The organism is Pseudomonas sp. NPDC087598, assembly GCF_044743525.1.
Lineage (GTDB): Bacteria > Pseudomonadota > Gammaproteobacteria > Pseudomonadales > Pseudomonadaceae > Aquipseudomonas.
Window position 1 is genome coordinate 1 of sequence record NZ_JBIUWQ010000073.1, and the last position, 19,251, is coordinate 19,251.

Below are 19,251 nucleotides of genomic sequence, written 5' to 3' on the forward strand. Positions count from 1 at the left end.
AAGACACCACCCACGCTGCAAGATGACCAACGCCTCGACCCTTTCGCCGCGCTGCAAAAGCGTGCCGAAGAGCGCATGGCCAAGATGAGCGAAGAGTCGGCCGCTGCCGGCAAGAAATTCCTCGAAGAAAACGGCAAGAAGGCTGGTGTGACTACCACCGCTTCCGGCCTGCAGTACGAAGTCGTCAAGAAAGCCGATGGCCCACAGCCTAAGCCTACCGACGTAGTGACTGTTCACTACACCGGCAAGCTGACCAACGGTACCGTATTCGACAGCTCCGTCGAGCGCGGCAGCCCGATCGATCTGCCGGTGAGCGGCGTGATCCCGGGTTGGGTTGAAGGTCTGCAACTGATGCACGTTGGCGAGAAGTACAAACTGTACATCCCTAGCGATCTGGCTTACGGCGCACAATCGCCTAGCCCGGCAATCCCGGCCAACTCGGTTCTGGTTTTCGACCTGGAACTGCTGGCCATCAAGGATCCAGCCAAAGAAGACGCTGCTGCCGCCAAGTAATCGGTAACGGCTTCGCCAACAACGCCTCGCTTATGCGGGGCGTTGTTGCATCTGGACCCTGGCAAGGGTAAACAGAGCGAACCGATGCCGGTCAGAAGAGTCATAGCCTTTGAGGTTGCCAGCGCTAGACGCCCTGAGCCGCCAAGTCAATGAAATATTGGGGTTTTTTATGTGAGTAAAAAACGCCCGATCTGAGCGCAGCCCTTATGAAACGGGGCTCTCAGCGCTGAAATGCAGCTCTGTTCACAAGGTTATCCACAATTTGTGTGGATAACATTTCAACGGGAGGAAAAGATGAAAGCTCCGTGGAATTTCGCTCGATTCCTGCCCTTGGCTGGCCGACTGCTCGCTCGCGGTCGCCTGCCGACGTTGCTGTTCGCGGTGGCCAGCAAAGGCGCTGCGCAAGGCAATCGTCTCGGTAAACTGAAAGATGATCTGCGTTTGCTCCAGGCGCTATGCCTGGCCTACTGGCGCGGCGAGTATCGCGCTATCAGTGGCAAAGCGTTGGTTTCGGTGGTGGCGGGGTTGATGTACTTCCTCAGTCCGGTCGATGCGATTCCGGATTTCATCCCGGTATTCGGCATGCTGGATGACATCGCCGTCCTCGCCTGGCTGATGAAAACCCTCGACGATGAACTCAGCGCCTTCCGACTTTGGCGCAATCGCCAGCAGCCGGAAAAACTCGCGGTCGTTGAACGCCTGCCCGACACCCCTGAGCAACTTCAGCTGCAAGGCCCGAAAAAGCCCTGATTGTTGTAGTCCCTTTTACAGATAGATACCCCCCGCGACCTTAGCCGCTGTTAGGATTACACTTCTAGGGAAAAGTGCCGACTCGCTAAGTGTTGTTGTCCTACGGGGTAGTCATGGATATTCAGATAATTGCACGCGATGGCGAACCCGAATACGCGGTTTTGCCATGGGCTCAGTATCAGGCTCTACTGAAAGCAGCAGGCATCAACGAAGCACCGTCGCGACAGGCTCCAGAGCCGCTCGCGGCATCACCAGACCCGATTCTTCCAGGTCTGGATCAACTACGCAGTTTGCGCGAAGGGAAGGGCATCGCCATCGAGGCGCTGGCCCGCACGGTAGGCATCAGCCCGTCTTACCTGGCCATGATTGAAAGTGGCGAGCGTCTGCCTGACGCCGCGATTCGCCGCAGCCTGGCATGGGAGCTGACGGTGCCAGGGTGGAGGGAAGAATCGTGAGCGTACGCATCAGTCGACAACATTGGGACGGATTGCTGGGGGAACTGGATCAGGCACGCAGGCAGCGCCATCTGCTGACTTATCGGGCGCTGCTCGAACGTTTGCAACTGCCGACACCGGCGATGCAAACCCTGACCGCCGCGCTTGAACATCTGGCGGCACTCGACGCCAAGGCGGAACAGCCGTTGCGCAGTTCGTTGGTGATCAGTCAGGGCGCGAGTCGCCTGCCGCGCACTGGTTTTTTCGAGTGCGTTGAACGTCTGGGGCGTTTTTCCGGGCCTTCCGATGGTGTTGCAGCGGCTTCCTGGCATGCTTCCGAAGTGGTCAGAGTCTTCGAATACGAGTACCCGGAATCGGCGGAGGCCTGAGTGTTTTTACGACTCAAGGCGCAGGTCAGCTACTGGTTGGCGCGCCGGCTGTTTCACTGGTCGTGGTTCGTTCGTCAGCCGCGCGGCTGGCGTTGGCTGGAAGGCCAGTTCGCACGCATGGCCAACCTCGGCGATGTCGGCGCACAAAGCTTCTACGGACACATCCTGACCTTTCGCGGTGTCGGGCTGGGGGCGCGAGAAGAAGGCGTGCGCCTGTTGCGGCTGGCGGCCCTGGCCGGTGATGGCAAAGCGGCGTATCAGGTCGGGGTGATCAGCCTGGCGGGCACACCGAGCAAAGCGCCGGATCCTGCCGAGGCTGCCCGCTGGTGGAATATGGCGGCCAAGGCCGGGCATCCGCTGGCCGAGATCAAATTGAAAGAACTGGGGGCTGGAGGTTCAACGCAGTAACTTCAAATATGTCCGCCCGATAAACGTGGCGTGAGGGAGACCTCACGCCACGTTTGCGTTTATGCCTGTCTGTTTAGTTTTTTTGAAGTTTTACAGACTAGTCCTACATCCATTGCCTACTTGCCTGACTTCTTTCCTGATTGATCCCCCGCACAGTTCCCGCGCCTAATTTTTGCGCGAGGGAACGTTCATGCTCGACCCGGTCATTCAGTCCACTCCGTACGCCAGCGTACGTTGATGGAAGCCATCACCCGCATCGAGCAAGAACTCGACAGCTTCCCCGACACCCTCAGTCTCTACCGCGAACAGCTCAAACATTGGGCCAGCCGCGCCGCTGACACCGTCAGCCACGCCGCCGATCTGCCGTCGCTGATGGGCATGGAGCGGTTGATCCGCTTCGATGAAAACACGACCGCCGTCAGCAGCAGCGACGACGAATTTTTCTCCCGCGTCGTCCAGTGCCCGAAGGGCGGATTGATGCTGATCGAGAGCAAGTTCGAATCCGTCTATGACATCCCGCTGGGCAACATCACGGTTGATGTCGTGGCAGTGGATGGCGGCAAAACAGTACCGGTGACCCTCGATGCCCAAGGCCTGGGCGAATTTCGCGGCGAAGAGGGCAAGTTCTACCGGGTGCAAGTGCACAGCGGCGTCACCCCGGAACAGGTTGAAGAGCTTTTCGAATCCTACGATGGCCTGACCGTAGAACTGGATGATTGGTTGCGCAGCGAGTGGCAGGGCTTCAAGCCGCAATGGTCGCAGTCGGTGGCCACGGCGGCCGGTAACGGCATGTTGGCCGGCAGTTGGGCAGCGATCGAGGGCGTGTGGGACAGCATTGGAATGCTCTCGGACATTCTCAAGGATCCGGGCGCTTTTGTGGATCAACTGGGCAGTGGCGCGGCTGATCTGATCGATCTGGCTGCGAACGCTCCCGAGCTCATGGAGAAGCTGCAACTGCTGGTCAGTGACGAGGCGGCGCTGTGCTTGTTGTTGCGCACCGCCAGTCTCTGGATGGAGATGCTGCCGCCCAGTGAAGTCGTCGGCAAAACCGCTGAAGCGGTGTCGCTGGTCATCGTGCAGTTGTTGATCGATGTGCTGATCGCCGTTGTTCTGACGTTTGCCAGTGGTGGCGCAGGCATCGCTTATCTGACGCTGCGCCTGGCGAATCGCGCGGCTCAACTGCTGTCGGCGGTGATGCGGTTGGTGAAGGCGTTGTTCGGCATCGTCAGCGGTTTCATCAAGTACGTTGATAAATACAAGACCGTCGCCGCGCGCGGGATTGCGGCCAGTGTGAAAAAAGGCCGGATGCAAATGCGCTGGAATGCCAAGCGCAACGCGTTGCTGAAGAAAAACGAACACCACGACGACTCGCCGGATCAGGCGAAAAACCCCAACGGTGACAGCGCCGATTGTGTGCCCGGTACTTGCACCAACGGCTGCCCGGTGTCGATGGTCACCGGCGAAGAGCTGCTGACCCTGACCGATGGCGTGCTGGATGGTTTGCTGCCATTCGAGTTCACCCGGTTGTATCGCACCAGTGCCGCCGAGATTGATCTCGGGCTGGGGTTTGGCTGGAGTCACTCGCTGGCGCATCGGCTGGAGTTTGACGGCGATATTGTGGTCTGGGTTGACCATGAGAACCGGCGCACGCGGTTTCCGTTGCCGGGTGTTGAGCGGCCGGCGATTCACAACAGCCTGTCGCGGGCGGCGATTTTTCTCGGGGATGAGCCGGAGGAACTGATCCTTACGTTGGCCGGGGACGCGGCGCGGTTTTATCACTTTCGCGCTGGAAAGCTGACGGCGATCAGTGATGGCTATGACAACCGTCTGCGTATTTCGCGGGATCGTCAGGATCGTGTTCAGCGCCTGGATAACGGTGCGGGGCGGGCGCTGTTGTTGTGCTACGACCGGGCTCATCTGGTTGCGGTGGATTACCAGCGCTTCGATCCGACGCAAAATCTTGCTGAGCCTTGGCACACCGAGCAAACCCTCGTCAGTTACGGCTACGACGCCTATCAGCACCTGATCGAAGCGTGTAACGCCGTCGGCGACAGCGAGCGTTACGACTACGACGATCAGCACGTGATTCTGCAGCGCCAGTTGAGCGGTGGCGCGAGTTTCTTCTGGGAATGGGAACGCGCTGGCAAAGCGGCGCGCTGCGTGCGGCACTGGGCCTCGTTCTCGCAGATGGACACGCGTTACGTCTGGGATGACGACGGCAGCGTTGCGGTGCATTACGTCGATGGTACCGAAGAAACCTACGTCCACGACGACCGCGCACGGCTGGTGCGCAAGGTCGAAGCCGACGGTGGCGAGCATCTCAAGGCCTACGACGCCGCCGGGCGCTTGATCGCCGAGCAGGATCCGCTCGGCGCCGTCACTGAATACCGCTACGACGACGTCGGACGGCTGATCGCGCTGCTTCCGCCGGACGATGAGCCGACGTCCTACGAATACCGCAACGGTTTCCTGCACAGCCGTTCCCGTGGCGAGGCGGTGTGGACGTACCGGCGCAATGCTCAGGGTGATGTCACTGAAGCGGTCGATCCCGATGGCCAGGTCACGCACTACCACTACGACACTCGCGGCCAGTTGCTGTCGATCCGCTATCCGGACACCAGTCGGCATGTTTTCGTCTGGAACACGCTCGGTCAACTGACGGAAGAAACCCTGCCCGATGGCGGTGTGCGGCGTTTTTCCTACGATGCGCTGGGGCGACGGACCACCACGGTTGATGAACACGGCGCGGTTACCCGTCAGCACTGGGACGCGGTTGGCCGACTGATCCAGACGACGTCTCCTACGGGCGCCAGCCGTGCCTATAGCTACGGCGCTTATGGTCAGGTCACCGCCGAACGCGACGAACTCGGCCGCATCACCCGCTACGAGTATGACGATGACCTGCACCTGGTCTCGCGCAAGATCAACCCCGACGGCACGCGGGTGCAGTACCGCTACGACCATGCGCAGCTGCTGCTCACCGAGATCGAAAACGAGTCCGGCGAAAAATACCAACTGGACTACACGCCGACCGGACTGATCCGACAGGAAAGCGGCTTCGATGGCCGGCGCACGGCCTACGCCTATGACCTCAATGGCCACCTGCTGGAAAAGACCGAGTTCGGTGATGACGGTTCTGTTTTGCTCACCGCTTACGAGCGCGATGCCGCCGGGCGCCTGCTGATCAAGACTCTGCCCGACGGAAACAAGGTTGCCTACCGCTACGACCGCCTCGGCCGACTGACCGGTGTCGATGACGGTCAGAAACATCCGCTGGCCTTCGAATACGACCTGCAGGATCGGCTGATCACCGAGCATCAGGGCTGGGGCACCCTGCGCTACAGCTACGACGCCTGCGGCCAGCTCAAGCGCCAGCGTCTGCCGGACAACAGCAAACTCGATTACCACTACGCCAAAGGTGGTGCGCTGACCGCAATCCACCTCAACGGCGCACCGCTGACTTCGCACCGCTATGAGTCCGGCCGTGAACAGCAACGCAAACAAGGCCTGCTGCTCAGCGATTATGCCTACGACGATCAGGGCCGCTTGCTCGCCCATTCCGTAGGCCATGAGCATGCTTCACTGTATCGCCGCGAATATGCCTACAGCGCCAACGGCAATCTGCAACACATCGCCGACACCCGCCACGGCCAGCGCACCTATGGTTACGACGCCCTCGACCGGCTGATCCGCGTCACCCATTCACGCGACGAACTGCCGGAATCCTTCGCCCACGACCCCGCCGGCAACCTGCTGATGCAGGACCGCCCCGGCCCGACGCAGATCAAGGGCAACCGCCTGCTGATGCAGGGCGATCGCCACTATGACTACGACGCCTTCGGCAATCTGATCCGCGAACGGCGTGGCACCGCGCAGAAACTCGTCACCGAATACCGCTACGACTGCCAGCACCGCCTCATCGGCCTGACCCGCCCCGACGGCAAAACCGCGTCCTACCAATACGACGCCTTCAATCGACGCATCAGCAAAACCGTCGACGGCGCCACCACCGAGTTCTTCTGGCAAGGCGACCACCTCGTCGCCGAAAGCAGCAAAACCCACCACCGCAGCTACGTCTACGAACCCGGCACCTTCCGCCCGCTGGCGCTGCTCGACGGCAAAGGCCCGAAAAAAGCCTGCCCGTTCTATTACCAACTCGACCACCTCGGCACCCCGCAGGAACTCACCGACTACAGCGGCGAAATCGTCTGGTCAGCGCAATACGACGCCTACGGCAAAGTCGCCGCGATCACCCTGGCCGGCGAGGAATACCTGGACCAGCCGCTGCGCTTTCAGGGGCAGTACTTCGATGGGGAAAGCGGGCTGCATTACAACCGCCACCGGTATTACGACCCGAGGTTGGGACGGTTTCTGACGCCGGATCCGATCAAGTTGGCGGGTGGGTTGAATCAGTACCAGTACGTGCCGAATCCGACGGGGTGGGTGGATCCGTTGGGGTTGAGTTCGAACTGCCCGCCGCCGAATAGGCCGGGTTGTGTGGTGCCGGGTGGGATCGGTGGGGCTAAGGTTGATGAGGGTGTGCCAGCCCTTCCAACGCCTAAGCTAACCGCTGAAGAGAGGGCAAAGATCGAAATCATCAGGTTGAATAGAAGTCAGCGCATGCACATGGTTGGGAAACATGGTCCAGACGTACCAGATGATAGGTGGAAGCAACGAGCAATCGATGGTACAGATCCCATAACCGGAAGAACGCCGCGTGATGGAAGAGGTAATCCAAGTTCAAGATTTAGTAGTTACGAAATTATGCTTAAAGCTTACACCCTTGCTACAACGCGAACACAGCAAGGACTACCGCAATTTACGGGTAAGGACGCTCAGTTAGCGGACATCGTAAGAATGGATTTGCCTGGGGCAGGTGAAGGTTATGTGCCAAATCCAAGATCCAAGGATAACCCCCGTCTAATTGAATTGAATCGATTTGAGATGAAGTTCGATCCCGTGACAGGCAAACCTTTCACCTTGTTTCCGATTAAATAGGATTGATAAAGTGTTTATAGATGCAGCTGATGGCTTACCATTCGAACCTGCACCGTCATTTTTCTTGGCTGGAATAGATATATATGATCGAGAAGAAACGCTGGGAGAGGAGTTGGATAGACTGAATCCAAACGATCCTGATGATAGAGAGATAATTATTCTGAGATATTGCCTGCCGACGAAGCGGAGTTATCGCCACAAATATCTTATTTATAAAAGTCTGGAGGCGGCGCTTGGTGAGGCGGAATACGATTTTCAGTCATTATTTAAGTATGATCCAGAAGCCTATTCTTCGTTTCCGAGTGGTTGGGATGAGATGAGTAGCGCGAGAGTTTTTTTTGAAGATGTATTTCGACTTTCTACCATCGCTTGGAGATACGATCTGATAAAGGCCGCGGAGGAAGATAAGACTGCTTGGTGAACTGTTGGTTAAGTGCAGCTATTTTTTAAGTTTGGAGCGTGTGTTTGTTGTTTTTATGAATTAATTCGCATGGTGAAAATATGGTCGGTCAAGAGTTAACTCGAGAGCTGGTTTTGGCTTGGGCATATCAAGGGGCTGATATTGATCTGTATGATAGTGGAGACGACGGGGATGCTGCGATTTTTGATAACGCAGTAGAGGGTTTTTTTGATTGGGATGAGTATTTGCTATTTTCAGCAGATTCCAAATGCTTGGCTAGATATTATTTTGCGGGAGGACTGGCAAGCGCCCTTGTTCAGATGATTGCCAGTGCGTCAGACTTATCATTTAATTTTCCAGGTGTCTGTGGTATCTCCTCTGAAGAGGATTATTTGGCAGGTGTTATAGATAGGAGTAAGAAGATTTATAAGTTATTAGTTGTTGTTGATAAAATGAGAGTTATTAACGATTCCGCGATTAGATCGCTCTATCGTCAGGTGTTTTACTTTCGAAATGATTCTTATGATGAGTCTCGCGAATTTCGTAGTAAGTGTGTGCGAAAGCTTGATCTTAGTCTGTTTTTATAATGGAGATACGTGATTTTTTGATCAGTGTTTTTTCGGCGCGATAGGGTTATTCGTCGGGAATAGGGTGATTGGGCTGACTCGTTCGCGGGCCAACTCACTCCCACGGTTCTTCTGCCGTTTGAAGGATCAGCGTTGCCCCATTATCTGTGGCTGGTGGATTACTGCGGATTTAAGGCTATCAAGCAAATGCACGCTATACCCCGGAACATTCTTCGCATGATGCTTCGCCTGCGAAGCCATCTCCGCCAACTGACTCGCGTCGAGTTGAGCGCAAGCTTCCGGGTGTAAATGAACGACCCCGATAGACAGGGACAGCAGCGGAAACTCCTGCCTTGCCCCTTGGCGATTCGGTGCTATGAAGCAGCCAGCTTCAAGATGCTCAGGGCGGTAGAAACGCCGGCATTGGCTTTGAAAGTCGTCGAGCAATTGATTGAGTCGTTTGCGCCAGTCTTCGGGGCCGAGGACGAGGAGGAAGTCGTCGCCGCCGATGTGGCCGACGAAGTCGCGGGACGGGTCTACCCGCTCGTTGAGGCATTGCGCCAGGCACAGCAGGACTTCGTCGCCACGGCCGTAGCCGTAGATGTCGTTGAAGGGTTTGAAGCTGTCGATGTCGACGTAGCAGATGATCGATTCGCGCCCTTGTTGCAACAATCGCGTCAGGCATTGCTGGATGGGCACGTTGCCGGGCAGCAGGGTCAGTGGGTTGGCGTAGCGGGCCTGCTGGATTTTCAGTTCGGTGATCAGTTTGAGTACGTCGATCACCCGGCCGAGGCCGAGGTAGCCGCCGTTGAGGGTGATGATGAAGTCTTCTTCGATGCGTTGGCGGGCGCGGCTGGTGATCAGACGGCTGACCTGTTGCAGCGACTGGCTCATTTCCACGGCGAGGAAATCGTCGTTCATCAGGCGGCTGATCGGTTTGCGCGCGAATAGATCGGTGGCGAAGGGTTTGAGCAGGGCATCCGACAGTGAGTGGCGATGAACGATGCCGCACGGCTGGCCTTGTTCGTCGAGGACGGCCAGTGAGTTGAGGTTCGCCTGGCGGCGGAAGGCTTCCAGTACGGTGGCGGTCGGCGTGTCGCGATGCACGGCCGGTTGGTCGTTGAGCAGGGCGCTGAGGTCGCTGCCTTCGTCGTTCAGTGCTACGGCGCTGCTGTCATGTTTGGGCATCAAGGCCCGCGCGTCCCGGGGTGGATGTTCCTGTGGTCGGCCGAGCAAGTAGCCCTGGACCAAATCGACACCCATCTCGGTCAGCACCGCCAACTCTTCGGGCAATTCAATGCCTTCAGCAATGACTTGCGCCCGCGAGGCCTTGGCGATCTGCAAGATCGATCCAACGAACTCTCGCTTCAATGCATCCTGATGAATGCCGTCGATGAAATGTCGGTCGATTTTCACGTAATCCGGACGCAGTTCCGACCACAGGCGCAGGCTCGAATACCCGGCCCCAAGGTCATCCAGTGCAATCGAAAAGCCCATGGCGCGATAGTGATGCAGCGCAGTTTGCAGCAACTGGAAGTCGTCGATCGGCGTTTGTTCGGTCAGTTCGATGACCACCTGACTTGGCGGAATGCCGAAGTCCTGCAGCAATTGCAAGGTACGCCCCGGCTGATGCGCGGCCTCAAGCAAGGACTCCGGCGAGACGTTGAGGAACAGCTTGCCCGGCAGTTGCTGTTCATTGAAACGACGGCAAGCAGACTGGCGGCAGGCGATTTCCAGTTCACTCAAGCGCCCGGCCTGACGCGCCACGGCGAACAGCGCGATGGGCGAGTGCAGAGGGCTGTTGGAAGGGCCGCGAGTCAGGGCTTCGTAGCCAAGGATGCGCCGTTCGGAGAGACAGATGATCGGCTGGAACAGGCTGTGCAATCCGCTTTGAGTCAGGATCGAGCTCAAGGCACTCAGCTGTTCGGTCGTGGTCATGGCAATCTCTGGCGATAAAAAAAGGACTGGGAGCGTTCTCGATGAAGAGAGTGGCTCCCAGTCCTTTATTGCACGACAGAATGATGACTGTTTGATGACGATCCGGGGATCGTCAGCATTAAATTGCCATCACTTTACTTCTTCGCTACCTGATTGCTCAGCTTCAGGTAATCCAACAGCACGCGCCCGGTTTCGCTCAAGTAGGCATCGTCTTCCGGCTTGACCTTGTCCGGCTCGGCGGCGGCGAGGGCGTCCTCGTCTTCTTTCTTCAGCTCTTTGAGCGGCTCTTCGCCTTTGGCCTTGCGACGAATGTTCTCCATCACCAGTTGCTTGGCGTCGATGTCCGCGTGCTGGGCACGGCGATCGGCTTCATTGAGGCTGACGGTTTTTTCTTCCATCAGCTTCTGCGCTAACGCCAGCTTGTCACGGATGAACACGAACTCGGCATCCTTGGCGGTGCGCGTGTCATGCTCGGACTTGAGCTGTGCCAGGTACGGTTTGAACGGATCGGCTGCCGGTTTGATCGCCGCGCGGATGGTGTCCCACGGCATGGCTTCCGGCAGGGCGCTCTCGCCGATTTCCTTGGTGTCGATCAGCGACGGGTAGTCGATGTCCGGCAGCACGCCCTGATGCTGGGTGCTCTGACCGGAAACCCGGTAGAACTTGGCCAGGGTCAGCTTCAGTTCGCCATGGTTCAGCGGCTGAATGGTCTGCACGGTGCCTTTGCCGAAGGTCTGGCCACCGATGATCAGCGCGCGGTGATAGTCCTGCATGGCGCCGGCGAAGATCTCCGAAGCCGAGGCGGACAAGCGGTTGACCAGCAGCGCCATCGGGCCTTTGTAGAACGCACCCGGGTTTTCATCTTCGAGTACGTCGACGCGGCCATCGGCGTTACGCACGAGTACGGTCGGGCCTTTGTCGATGAACAGGCTGGTCAGTTCGGTGGCTTCCTGCAAAGAACCGCCGCCGTTGTTGCGCAGGTCGATGACCACGCCGTCGACTTTGTCTTTCTGCAGTTCGGTCAGCAGTTTCTTGACGTCACGCGTGGTGCTCTTGTAGTCCGGATCACCGGCACGGAAAGCCTTGAAGTCGAGGTAGAAGGCCGGGATCTCGATGACGCCGAGTTTGTAGTCCTTGCCGTCCTGTTTCAGGTTGAGGATGGACTTCTTCACGGCCTGGTCTTCGAGCTTCACCGCTTCACGGGTGATCGGCACGATCTTGGTGGTCTGATCGTTCGGCGCGTTGCTCGCCGGAATCACTTCCAGGCGCACGACGGTGCCCTTCGGACCACGGATCAGTTTGACCACTTCGTCCAGGCGCCAGCCGACCACGTCGACCATCTCTTTGTTGCCTTGGGCAACACCGATGATCTTGTCGGCCGGAGCGACCTGTTTGGTCTTGTCGGCGGGGCCTGCCGGCACCAGACGCACGACTTTCACCTGGTCGTTGTCGCTCTGCAACACGGCGCCGATGCCCTCGAGGGACAGGCTCATGTTGATGTCGAAGTTTTCCGCGTTATCCGGCGACAGATAGTTGGTGTGCGGGTCGTAGGACATCGCGAAGGTGTTGATGTACGCCTGGAAGATGTCTTCCGGACGGGTCTGGTCCAGACGCGCCAACTGGTTCTTGTAACGCTTGGTCAGGGTTTCCTGAATCTGCTTCGGCTCTTTGCCGGCGATCTTCATCCGCAGTACTTCGTCCTTGACGCGTTTGCGCCACAGGTCGTCGAGTTCCGCGGTGGATTTGAGCCAAGGGGCGTCCTTGCGATCGATCAGCAAGGTTTCCTTGGTGGTGAAGTCCATCTTGTCGACGCCTTTGTTCAGCTCGGCAAGGGCGAAGTCCAGACGCGCCTTGACGCGGTCCAGATAGCGCTTGTAGATGGTGAACCCGGCGTTGAGGTCGCCGCTTTTGAGGAAGTCGTCGAACAGGGTCTTCCACTAGTCGAAATCGGCGATGTCGCTGGCCATGAAATAGCTGCGCGACGGATCCAGCAGCTTGAGGTAGCTGTCGTAGATGATCACCGAGCGCGCATCGTCGAGCGGCGGCTTGCTGTAGTGGTGACGCTTGAGCAACTCGACGACGTTCAGGCTGGCGATGACTTCATCGCGATCAGGCTGCAACTTGTCCCAGCTGTTGGCTGCGAATGTACTGCCCGACACCGGCAACAGGCCGATACCGATGAAAAGAGCGAGGGCGGTGCTGGGGAGCAAATGCTTCATGCTGATTCGACGCGGGGACAATTGATAACGCATATTAGGCCGTCTTTGAAGTCGCCGGTTCTACGAGAGCCGGTCGCATAATGCAAAAAGCCCGGCGCTACAGCTTCGGGCTCAGTCCAGACTCACTATGGAGGCACTGTGAAGGCATTGCAAGGCGTGGAAGGTCAAGTGGCATGGGTTGAAGAGCCGAGTCCTACGTGTGATGTAGGACAAGTGCGCATTCGCGTTGCGGCTGCCGGCCTCAATCGCGCCGATTTATTACAGAAGGCAGGGCTTTATCCGCCCCCGCCCGGCGCCAGCCAAGTGCTCGGTCTGGAGTGTTCCGGGGTGATCAGCGAGGTCGGTGCGGGCAGTTCGTGGCAGGTGGGCGACAGGGTCTGCGCCTTGCTGGCCGGGGGCGGCATGGCCGAAGAGGTGGTTGTCGACGGACGGCACGTGCTGCCGGTGCCCGAAGGTGTATCGCTGATCGAAGCGGCGGCATTACCTGAAGTTTATGCAACAGTCTGGCTGAATGTGTTTCAACTTGCGGCACTCAAACCGGGTGAGAAAGTTCTCTTGCACGCCGGGGCAAGTGGAATCGGTTCAGCCGCCATTCAGTTGTGCAAGGCGTTTGGCAACCCATGTTGGGTCAGCGTCGGCTCGACCGAGCGTTTGGCTTACTGTGAAGCGCTGGGAGCCCAGGGCGGGGTGATTCGTACCGATGATCTGGAAAGCCTGCGCGACTTCGGGCCGTTCGATGTGATTCTGGATCCGGTCGGCGGCAATTATTCGGCGCTCAATCTCAAGTTGATGGCGCTGGACGGGCGTTGGGTGTTGATCGGGTTGATGGGTGGTCGCGAGGCGAAACTCGACCTGGCGCAGGTACTGGCCAAGCGTGTGCAACTGCTGGGTTCGACGCTGCGCAGTCGAGACGATCAGTTCAAGGCGGATCTGTTCAGTGACCTGAGCCAGCATGTGTGGCCGCTGTTTGCCGAAGGGCGCTTGAGTCCGCAGTTAGCCAAGGCTTTTCCGGTGAAGGATGCCGAAGCGGCGTTTGCCGAGTTGGCGAGCAATACCGTATCCGGGAAGCTGGTGTTGGTGATTGATGGAAACCTGAGCTGACAGCACAAATCCTGTGGCGAGGGAGCTTGCTCCCGCTGGGTCGCGAAGCGGCCCCATTCATTCAACGCGGTGAGTCAGATCAAACCGGTTGACTGGTTTTGCGACTGCTTCGCAGCCGAGCGGGAGCAAGCTCCCTCGCCACAGTTAAGCATCCACATTTGGGACGTCGGTCATTTCCAGAGGTGGATTGGCCAGCCGGCCTGTTGAGCGTGCTCAAGCAGAACCGGATCCGGATTCACCACATGCGGGAAATCCACTTTCAGCAGCAGCGGCAGATCATTGCGTGAGTCGGAATAGAAACTCGCGCCTTCCAGGTTTTCCTCTTCAGCATCCAGCCATTCCAGCAACCGGGTAATCTTGCCTTCGCGATAGGTCAGGGTGCCCACGGTGTGGCCGCTGTACACGCCATGCGCCACTTCCAGTTCGATGCCCAGCACCTCGTCGATGCCCAGTCGATCGGCAATCGGTTTGACCAGGTGGGTGCCCGAAGCCGAGATCACCAGAATCCGGTCGCCGGCCTTGCGGTGGGCGGCGATGGTTTTGGTCGCGTCGCTGAAGATGATCGGTTCGATGAAGTCTTCGACCCACGGACCGACAAGGTGCTCGACCTCTTCCGGCGTGCGGCCGATCAGCGGTTCAAGACTGAACTCCATGTAGTCTTCCATGCGCAATTTGCCATGGCTGTAAGCATCCATCAGCTCATTGTTTTTGCGCATGAACGATTCGGGATCGACCCAGCCCAGACGTCCCATCTGCTCACTCCACAAGGTGGCGCAGTCGCCGTGGATCAGGGTTTCGTCCAGATCAAAAATTGCCAAGGCCATCAGTGCAGTTCCTTCTTCGTTACCAGCAAAGTCATCAGGCTACCTCACACAGGGCGGTCGGATCGATGGAAAGTGCCAGACGCTGACCATCGGGGTGCAGATCGGCGGCCGAGCGGTTAAGTACATCCACTACCAGTTCCACGCCACGCGCTTCGACGCGATAACGGATGACGTTGCCGAGCAGGCTGTGGCTGCGGATCTGTGCGTCGAGTTCGCCGTTCAGGCTCAATTCGATGGCTTCCGGGCGGATGGCGATGCGGTGGGTGATCGGGCGCTGCAACAGTTTCGAGGCGCTGTCGGCATCGAGCAGGTTGTAGTTGCCGATGAATCCGGCCGCGAATACATCGACTGGCGCGGTATAGAGGGTTTCGGCGTCGCCGCTTTGTACGATTTTTCCCTGATTCATCAGGAAAATGCGATCAGACATGGTCAGCGCTTCTTCCTGATCGTGTGTGACGAAGATTGTCGTCAGGCCAAGTTCGCGCTGGATCTGACGGATCTGTTCGCGCAGGTGCTTGCGAATTCGTGCATCGAGGGCCGACAGTGGCTCATCCAGCAACAACAGACGTGGACGGGTGACCAGCGAGCGGGCGAGGGCGACACGCTGGCACTGGCCGCCAGAGAGTTGATGCGGATAGCGGCTGGCGAAGTCGTTCAGTTCTACCAGTTTCAACACTTCGGCAACGCGTTTATGGCTGTCGTCGGCATTGACCTTTTGCATGCGCAGACCGAATGCAACGTTCTGTTCGACGGTCATGTTGGGGAACAGGGCATAGCTCTGGAACACCATGCCGATCCCGCGTTTCTGCGGACTCAACGGCACGATATCGACGCCATCCAGCAGAATCTTGCCGCCATCCACCGACGTCAGGCCGGCGATACAGCGCAACAGCGTGGATTTACCGCAACCGGAAGGGCCGAGCAGGGTGACGAACTCGCCCTTGTTGATTTCGCAGTTGATGTCGCTGAACACCGTGGTGCCAGCGTAATTCTTTTGCAGGTGTTGGACGCTGACATAACTCATTCGCTTTTGTCCTTGTTCAAGATGTTGGCGATCCAGGTCAGGACCAGCACGAAAAAGAAATACGAAATAACCAGGGCACTGGTGAAGTGGCCGCTGCTGTTGCGCATGTTGTTCAGATAGACCTGCAGGGTTTCGTAGCGGGTGCCGACGAGGATGTTGGCGAAGACGAACTCACCGAACAGGAACGAGAACGACAGCAGTAACGCGACCATCAGGCCTTTGCGCAGGTTGGGCAGCACTACCAGAAACGCCGCTTGAAAGGTGCTGGCGCCGAGCAGTTGCGCGGCGTCCATCAGGTCGCGCAGGTTGATCGCTTGCAGGTTGTTGGTGATCGCCCGGTACATGAACGGCAGTGCCACGGTGAAGTAGCAACCGATCAGAATCCACGGCGTACCGACCATCGCCATCGGCCCGGAACCGTACAGTTGCAACAGGCCCACCGAAGACACTACCGGCGGCACCGCGAAGGGCAGCAGGATCAGGATGTTCATCAGCGCATCGAGTTTCGGGAAGTGGTAATGCACCACGAACAGCAGCGGCAGGATCAGCACCACCGACAGCACCAGCGCGCCGACGCAGACGAGCAGCGACTGGCCAAAGGCGTGGAGGAAGCGCGGGTCGCTCCACAACTGGATGTACCACTTGAAGGTGAAGCCGCTCGGCAGAATGGTCGCCGACCAACTGCTGGCGATCGAATAGACCAGCGTGCCCGCCAGTGGCAGCAAGAGGATGGCGAACAGCATGTAGACCACGACGCGGTGGTAGACACCGGCCGGGCCGGATTCAGCGCGAGACATGGTAGCTCCTCTTCAACAGCAGTTGATGCACGACCGTGACGATGGTCATCAGCGCCACCAGTACCACGGCCAGGGCGCTGGCCAAATTCGGATCGAGGGAAATATCCCCGGAGACCATCGCCGCAATACGGATCGGCAGCACGTTGAAGTTGCCGGTGGTCAGCGCGTACACCGTGGCGTAGGCGCCGAGGGCGTTGGCCAGCAGAATCACGAAGGTGCCGAGCAACGCCGGGGTCAATACCGGCAAACCGATGTGCCGCCAGAACTGCCAGCCATTGGCGCCGAGCAGCGCAGCGGACTCGCGCCAGTCTTCACGCAAAGCGTCGAAGGCCGGGTAGAGCAGCAACACGCCGAGTGGAATCTGGAAGTAGGTGTAGAGAATGATCAGGCCGGTTTTCGAATACAGGTTGAAGTCCTGAATGATCCCGGCCTGCTTGAGCATAATGGTGAAGCTGCCGTTGAACCCGAGCAGGATGATGAACGCGAAGGCCAGTGGCACGCCGGCAAAGTTGCTGGTCATGTTGGCGAAGGCGTTGACGAAATTGCGCAGTTTCGAGTCGACCCGGCGTAGCGAATAGGCGCCGAGTACGGCGATGATGATGCCGAATACACTCGACCAGAAACTGATCTCGAGGCTGTACTGGATCGCTTGCAGATAGAACTTCGAACTGAAGATTTTGGTGAAATTTTCGATGCCCCAGCCGAACTCTTCCGATTGCAGGCTATTGATCATCACCCAGACCAGCGGGGCAATTTCGAAGACGATAAAGAATAGCGCGAAGGGCACCAGGCACAGGGCCGCCAGCCATTTGCCGCGAGTCATGGCATTCACTTGAGCAACTCCCGGCACACAGGTTTGTCGTGAGGCACGCCGAGCAGTTCGCAGACCGTGCCGCAGATTTCCGTCTGTTTCGGTGCGGCGTTTGCGTCGAGGCTGAAGGCGTCACCGAGGACGAACAGCGGCACCTGGCGTTCTTCCGGCAGCAGGCCGTTGTGCGAGCGGTCGTTGTTCATGCCGTGGTCGGCGGTCACCAGCACTTGATAACCGGCGTCGAGCCAGCCCTGCACATAGTCGGCGAGGTAGATGTCGGCGAAACGCGCGCTGTTGCGGTATTGCGCGGTGTCGAGGCCGTGCTTGTGGCCGGCGTCGTCGATGTTCATCGGGTGAATCAGCAGGAAGTTCGGCGCGTGGCGCAGGCGCAGGTTTTCGGCGTCGGCGAACAGGTGTGAATCCGGGTAGTGATCTTGCCAGTAGAAATGGCCGTGCTGGATCGGCAGTGTCGGATCGTCGGTGTGACGGTCGCGGGCAGCCACGAACGGCGAGCGGTTATACAACTCGCTGACCCAGTGATAAGCGGCAGCGGCGGTTTTCAGCCCGGCGTCGCGAGCATAGTGATAAATGCTGCGCTGGTTGGACAGGCGAGAAACGTTGTTGTGGACGATACCGCTGTCAATCGGTGGCACGCCGGTGAGGATGCATTCGTAAAGTGGTCGGGACAGGGCCGGCAACTCGCACTCCAACTGGTAGAGCGCGGCGCGTCCTGCGCCAACGTAAGCCTGCAGATGCCCCATGGCGTGACGCGCGACTTCGAAATTGAGGCCGTCGAGCACGACAAGGATGACGTTGTGCTTCATAGGGGCAAAAACTCCGCGAAACAGAAATTCAAGATTCAACCTGGATCCTCTGTAGGAGTGAGCCTGCTCGCGATAGCGGTGGATCAGTCAACACTGTTGTTGAATGTTCGACCGCTATCGCGAGTAGGCTCACTCCTACATGGGGATTTGTTTCAGATCACAAAGTGGTGATCAGCCGCTTTATTTCATCTCGACGATGACTTCTTCGTTCCACTTCTGCGGCAGGGCCTTGGAGGTTTTTTCCCACGCATCGGCGTCTTTGATCGGCGTGACCTTTTTGTACTGCTCGTTAGGCAGCAGCTTGGCTTTGACGTCTTCCGGCAGTTGCAGGTGCTCGGCGCGGATAGGGCGCGCGTTACCGCGGGCGAGGTTGGTCTGGCCGGCGTCGCTGAAGATGTATTCGCGAGTCAGCTTGGCGGCGTTAGGGTTTTTCGCGTACTTGTTGATGATCGTGGTGTAGCCGGAAATCACCGAACCGTCAGACGGGATCAGCACCACGTAGTCATCCGGGTTGGCCATCTTGGCCTTGTAGCTCAGGCCGTTGAAGTCCCAGACCACACCGACTTCGATCTCGCCTTTTTCCATGGTGGCGATGGTCGGGTTGGCCATCGACAGGCGACCTTGCTTGGCGATGTCGGCAAACAGCAGCAGAGCCGGCTGGAGGTTTTTCTCGTCGCCACCGTTGGCCAGTGCAGCGGCGAGTACGCCGTTAGCGGCTTGCGCGGCGGTGCTCACGTCACCGATGGAGACCTTGTATTTGCCGCCCTTGAGGTCAGCCCATTTGGTCGGCACATCGGAACCGTGCAGCAGTTTTTTGTTGACGATGAAGGCGATGGTGCCGGTGTAGGCCAGTGCCCAGTTGCCGTCCTTGTCCTTGGCCCAGGCCGGGATCTGTTCCCAGGTGCTTGGCTTGTACGGTTGCACCACGCCTTGCTTGACCGCGATCGGGCCGAAGGCTGCACCGACGTCGCCGATGTCGGCGCTGGCGTTGTCTTTCTCGGCAGCGAACTTGGCGATTTCCTGAGCCGAGCTCATGTCGGTGTCGATGTGTTTCAGGCCGTAGGTCTTGGCCAGGTCTTCCCAGGTGCCTTTCCAGTTGGCCCAGTCATCGGGCATGCCGACGCTGTTGACGGCGCCTTCCGCTTTCGCAGCGGCTTCGAGGGTTTTCAGATCGGTGTCGGCCGCCATCGCGGCGGTGCACATTGCAATGGTCGAGCCTAACAGTGTTGCCAGGAAAAGCTGTTTCATTCCGAAG

At 58.3% G+C, this 19,251-nt stretch carries 16 protein-coding genes and 1 pseudogene; 9 read left to right on the plus strand and 8 right to left on the minus strand.

Annotation, left to right across the window (positions count from 1 at the left end):
* The 8 genes from ACIOWE_RS26750 to ACIOWE_RS26785 form a co-directional block, all read left to right on the plus strand.
* The coding region (locus ACIOWE_RS26750; protein WP_401397733.1) for an FKBP-type peptidyl-prolyl cis-trans isomerase at positions 1-513 on the plus strand (513 nt) is incomplete at its 5' end.
* A gap of 294 nt (positions 514-807) precedes the next feature.
* The gene (locus ACIOWE_RS26755) at positions 808-1,263 is read left to right on the plus strand and encodes a YkvA family protein (RefSeq protein WP_401397736.1); all 456 of its coding nucleotides are present in this window, start codon (positions 808-810) and stop codon (positions 1,261-1,263) included.
* 113 nt (positions 1,264-1,376) lie between these two features.
* Positions 1,377-1,718 (plus strand): helix-turn-helix transcriptional regulator, encoded by a 342-nt coding sequence (locus ACIOWE_RS26760; protein ID WP_401397738.1) that lies wholly within the window; start codon positions 1,377-1,379, stop codon positions 1,716-1,718.
* Entirely contained in the window at positions 1,715-2,086 is a 372-nt protein-coding gene (locus ACIOWE_RS26765; protein ID WP_003223109.1) for a hypothetical protein, read from the plus strand. Before ACIOWE_RS26760 ends, ACIOWE_RS26765 begins: the two co-directional genes overlap by 4 nt.
* Complete coding sequence (locus ACIOWE_RS26770; RefSeq protein ID WP_401397741.1) at positions 2,087-2,494, plus strand: sel1 repeat family protein; 408 nt, start codon at positions 2,087-2,089, stop codon at positions 2,492-2,494. It begins immediately after the preceding gene.
* Between the two features lie 237 nt (positions 2,495-2,731).
* The gene (locus ACIOWE_RS26775; protein WP_401397744.1) at positions 2,732-7,492 is read left to right on the plus strand and encodes an RHS repeat-associated core domain-containing protein; all 4,761 of its coding nucleotides are present in this window, start codon (positions 2,732-2,734) and stop codon (positions 7,490-7,492) included.
* Between the two features lie 10 nt (positions 7,493-7,502).
* A complete protein-coding gene (locus ACIOWE_RS26780) occupies positions 7,503-7,913 on the plus strand; it encodes a hypothetical protein (protein ID WP_401397747.1) in 411 nt (136 codons plus the stop codon).
* An 80-nt stretch (positions 7,914-7,993) separates the two neighbouring features.
* The gene (locus tag ACIOWE_RS26785; protein ID WP_401397750.1) at positions 7,994-8,479 is read left to right on the plus strand and encodes a hypothetical protein; all 486 of its coding nucleotides are present in this window, start codon (positions 7,994-7,996) and stop codon (positions 8,477-8,479) included.
* Between the two features lie 126 nt (positions 8,480-8,605).
* Here ACIOWE_RS26785 and ACIOWE_RS26790 read toward each other — a convergent pair whose 3' ends face one another.
* Both ACIOWE_RS26790 and ACIOWE_RS26795 read right to left on the minus strand, forming a co-directional pair.
* Positions 8,606-10,396, minus strand: coding sequence for a bifunctional diguanylate cyclase/phosphodiesterase (locus ACIOWE_RS26790; protein ID WP_401397753.1), 1,791 nt, complete (start codon positions 10,394-10,396; stop codon positions 8,606-8,608).
* Between the two features lie 134 nt (positions 10,397-10,530).
* Positions 10,531-12,615 (minus strand): annotated as a pseudogene (locus tag ACIOWE_RS26795) (carboxy terminal-processing peptidase).
* 138 nt (positions 12,616-12,753) lie between these two features.
* On the opposite strand from ACIOWE_RS26795, the gene ACIOWE_RS26800 reads away from it, so the two are divergent.
* Positions 12,754-13,716, plus strand: a complete 963-nt coding sequence (locus ACIOWE_RS26800) for a zinc-binding dehydrogenase (RefSeq protein ID WP_401397756.1) — start codon at positions 12,754-12,756, stop codon at positions 13,714-13,716.
* A gap of 170 nt (positions 13,717-13,886) precedes the next feature.
* On the opposite strand, the gene ACIOWE_RS26805 is transcribed toward ACIOWE_RS26800, so the two are convergent.
* From ACIOWE_RS26805 to ACIOWE_RS26830, 6 genes are all read right to left on the minus strand, one after another.
* Entirely contained in the window at positions 13,887-14,540 is a 654-nt protein-coding gene (locus tag ACIOWE_RS26805) for an HAD family hydrolase (protein WP_401397759.1), read from the minus strand.
* 34 nt (positions 14,541-14,574) lie between these two features.
* Positions 14,575-15,564: an ABC transporter ATP-binding protein gene (locus ACIOWE_RS26810; protein ID WP_401397762.1), complete on the minus strand. Its 990-nt coding sequence runs from the start codon at positions 15,562-15,564 to the stop codon at positions 14,575-14,577.
* Complete coding sequence (locus ACIOWE_RS26815) at positions 15,561-16,361, minus strand: ABC transporter permease (protein WP_401397765.1); 801 nt, start codon at positions 16,359-16,361, stop codon at positions 15,561-15,563. The genes ACIOWE_RS26810 and ACIOWE_RS26815 overlap by 4 nt, the downstream gene beginning before the upstream one ends.
* Positions 16,348-17,184 carry an ABC transporter permease subunit gene (locus ACIOWE_RS26820; RefSeq protein WP_201239420.1) on the minus strand — a complete coding sequence of 279 codons (837 nt, stop codon included), beginning with the start codon at positions 17,182-17,184 and terminating at the stop codon, positions 16,348-16,350. The genes ACIOWE_RS26815 and ACIOWE_RS26820 overlap by 14 nt, the downstream gene beginning before the upstream one ends.
* A gap of 5 nt (positions 17,185-17,189) precedes the next feature.
* A complete protein-coding gene (locus tag ACIOWE_RS26825) occupies positions 17,190-17,996 on the minus strand; it encodes an alkaline phosphatase family protein (RefSeq protein WP_401397768.1) in 807 nt (268 codons plus the stop codon).
* A gap of 180 nt (positions 17,997-18,176) precedes the next feature.
* Positions 18,177-19,244, minus strand: coding sequence for an ABC transporter substrate-binding protein (locus ACIOWE_RS26830; RefSeq protein ID WP_401397771.1), 1,068 nt, complete (start codon positions 19,242-19,244; stop codon positions 18,177-18,179).
* Positions 19,245-19,251: the final 7 nt, after the last annotated feature.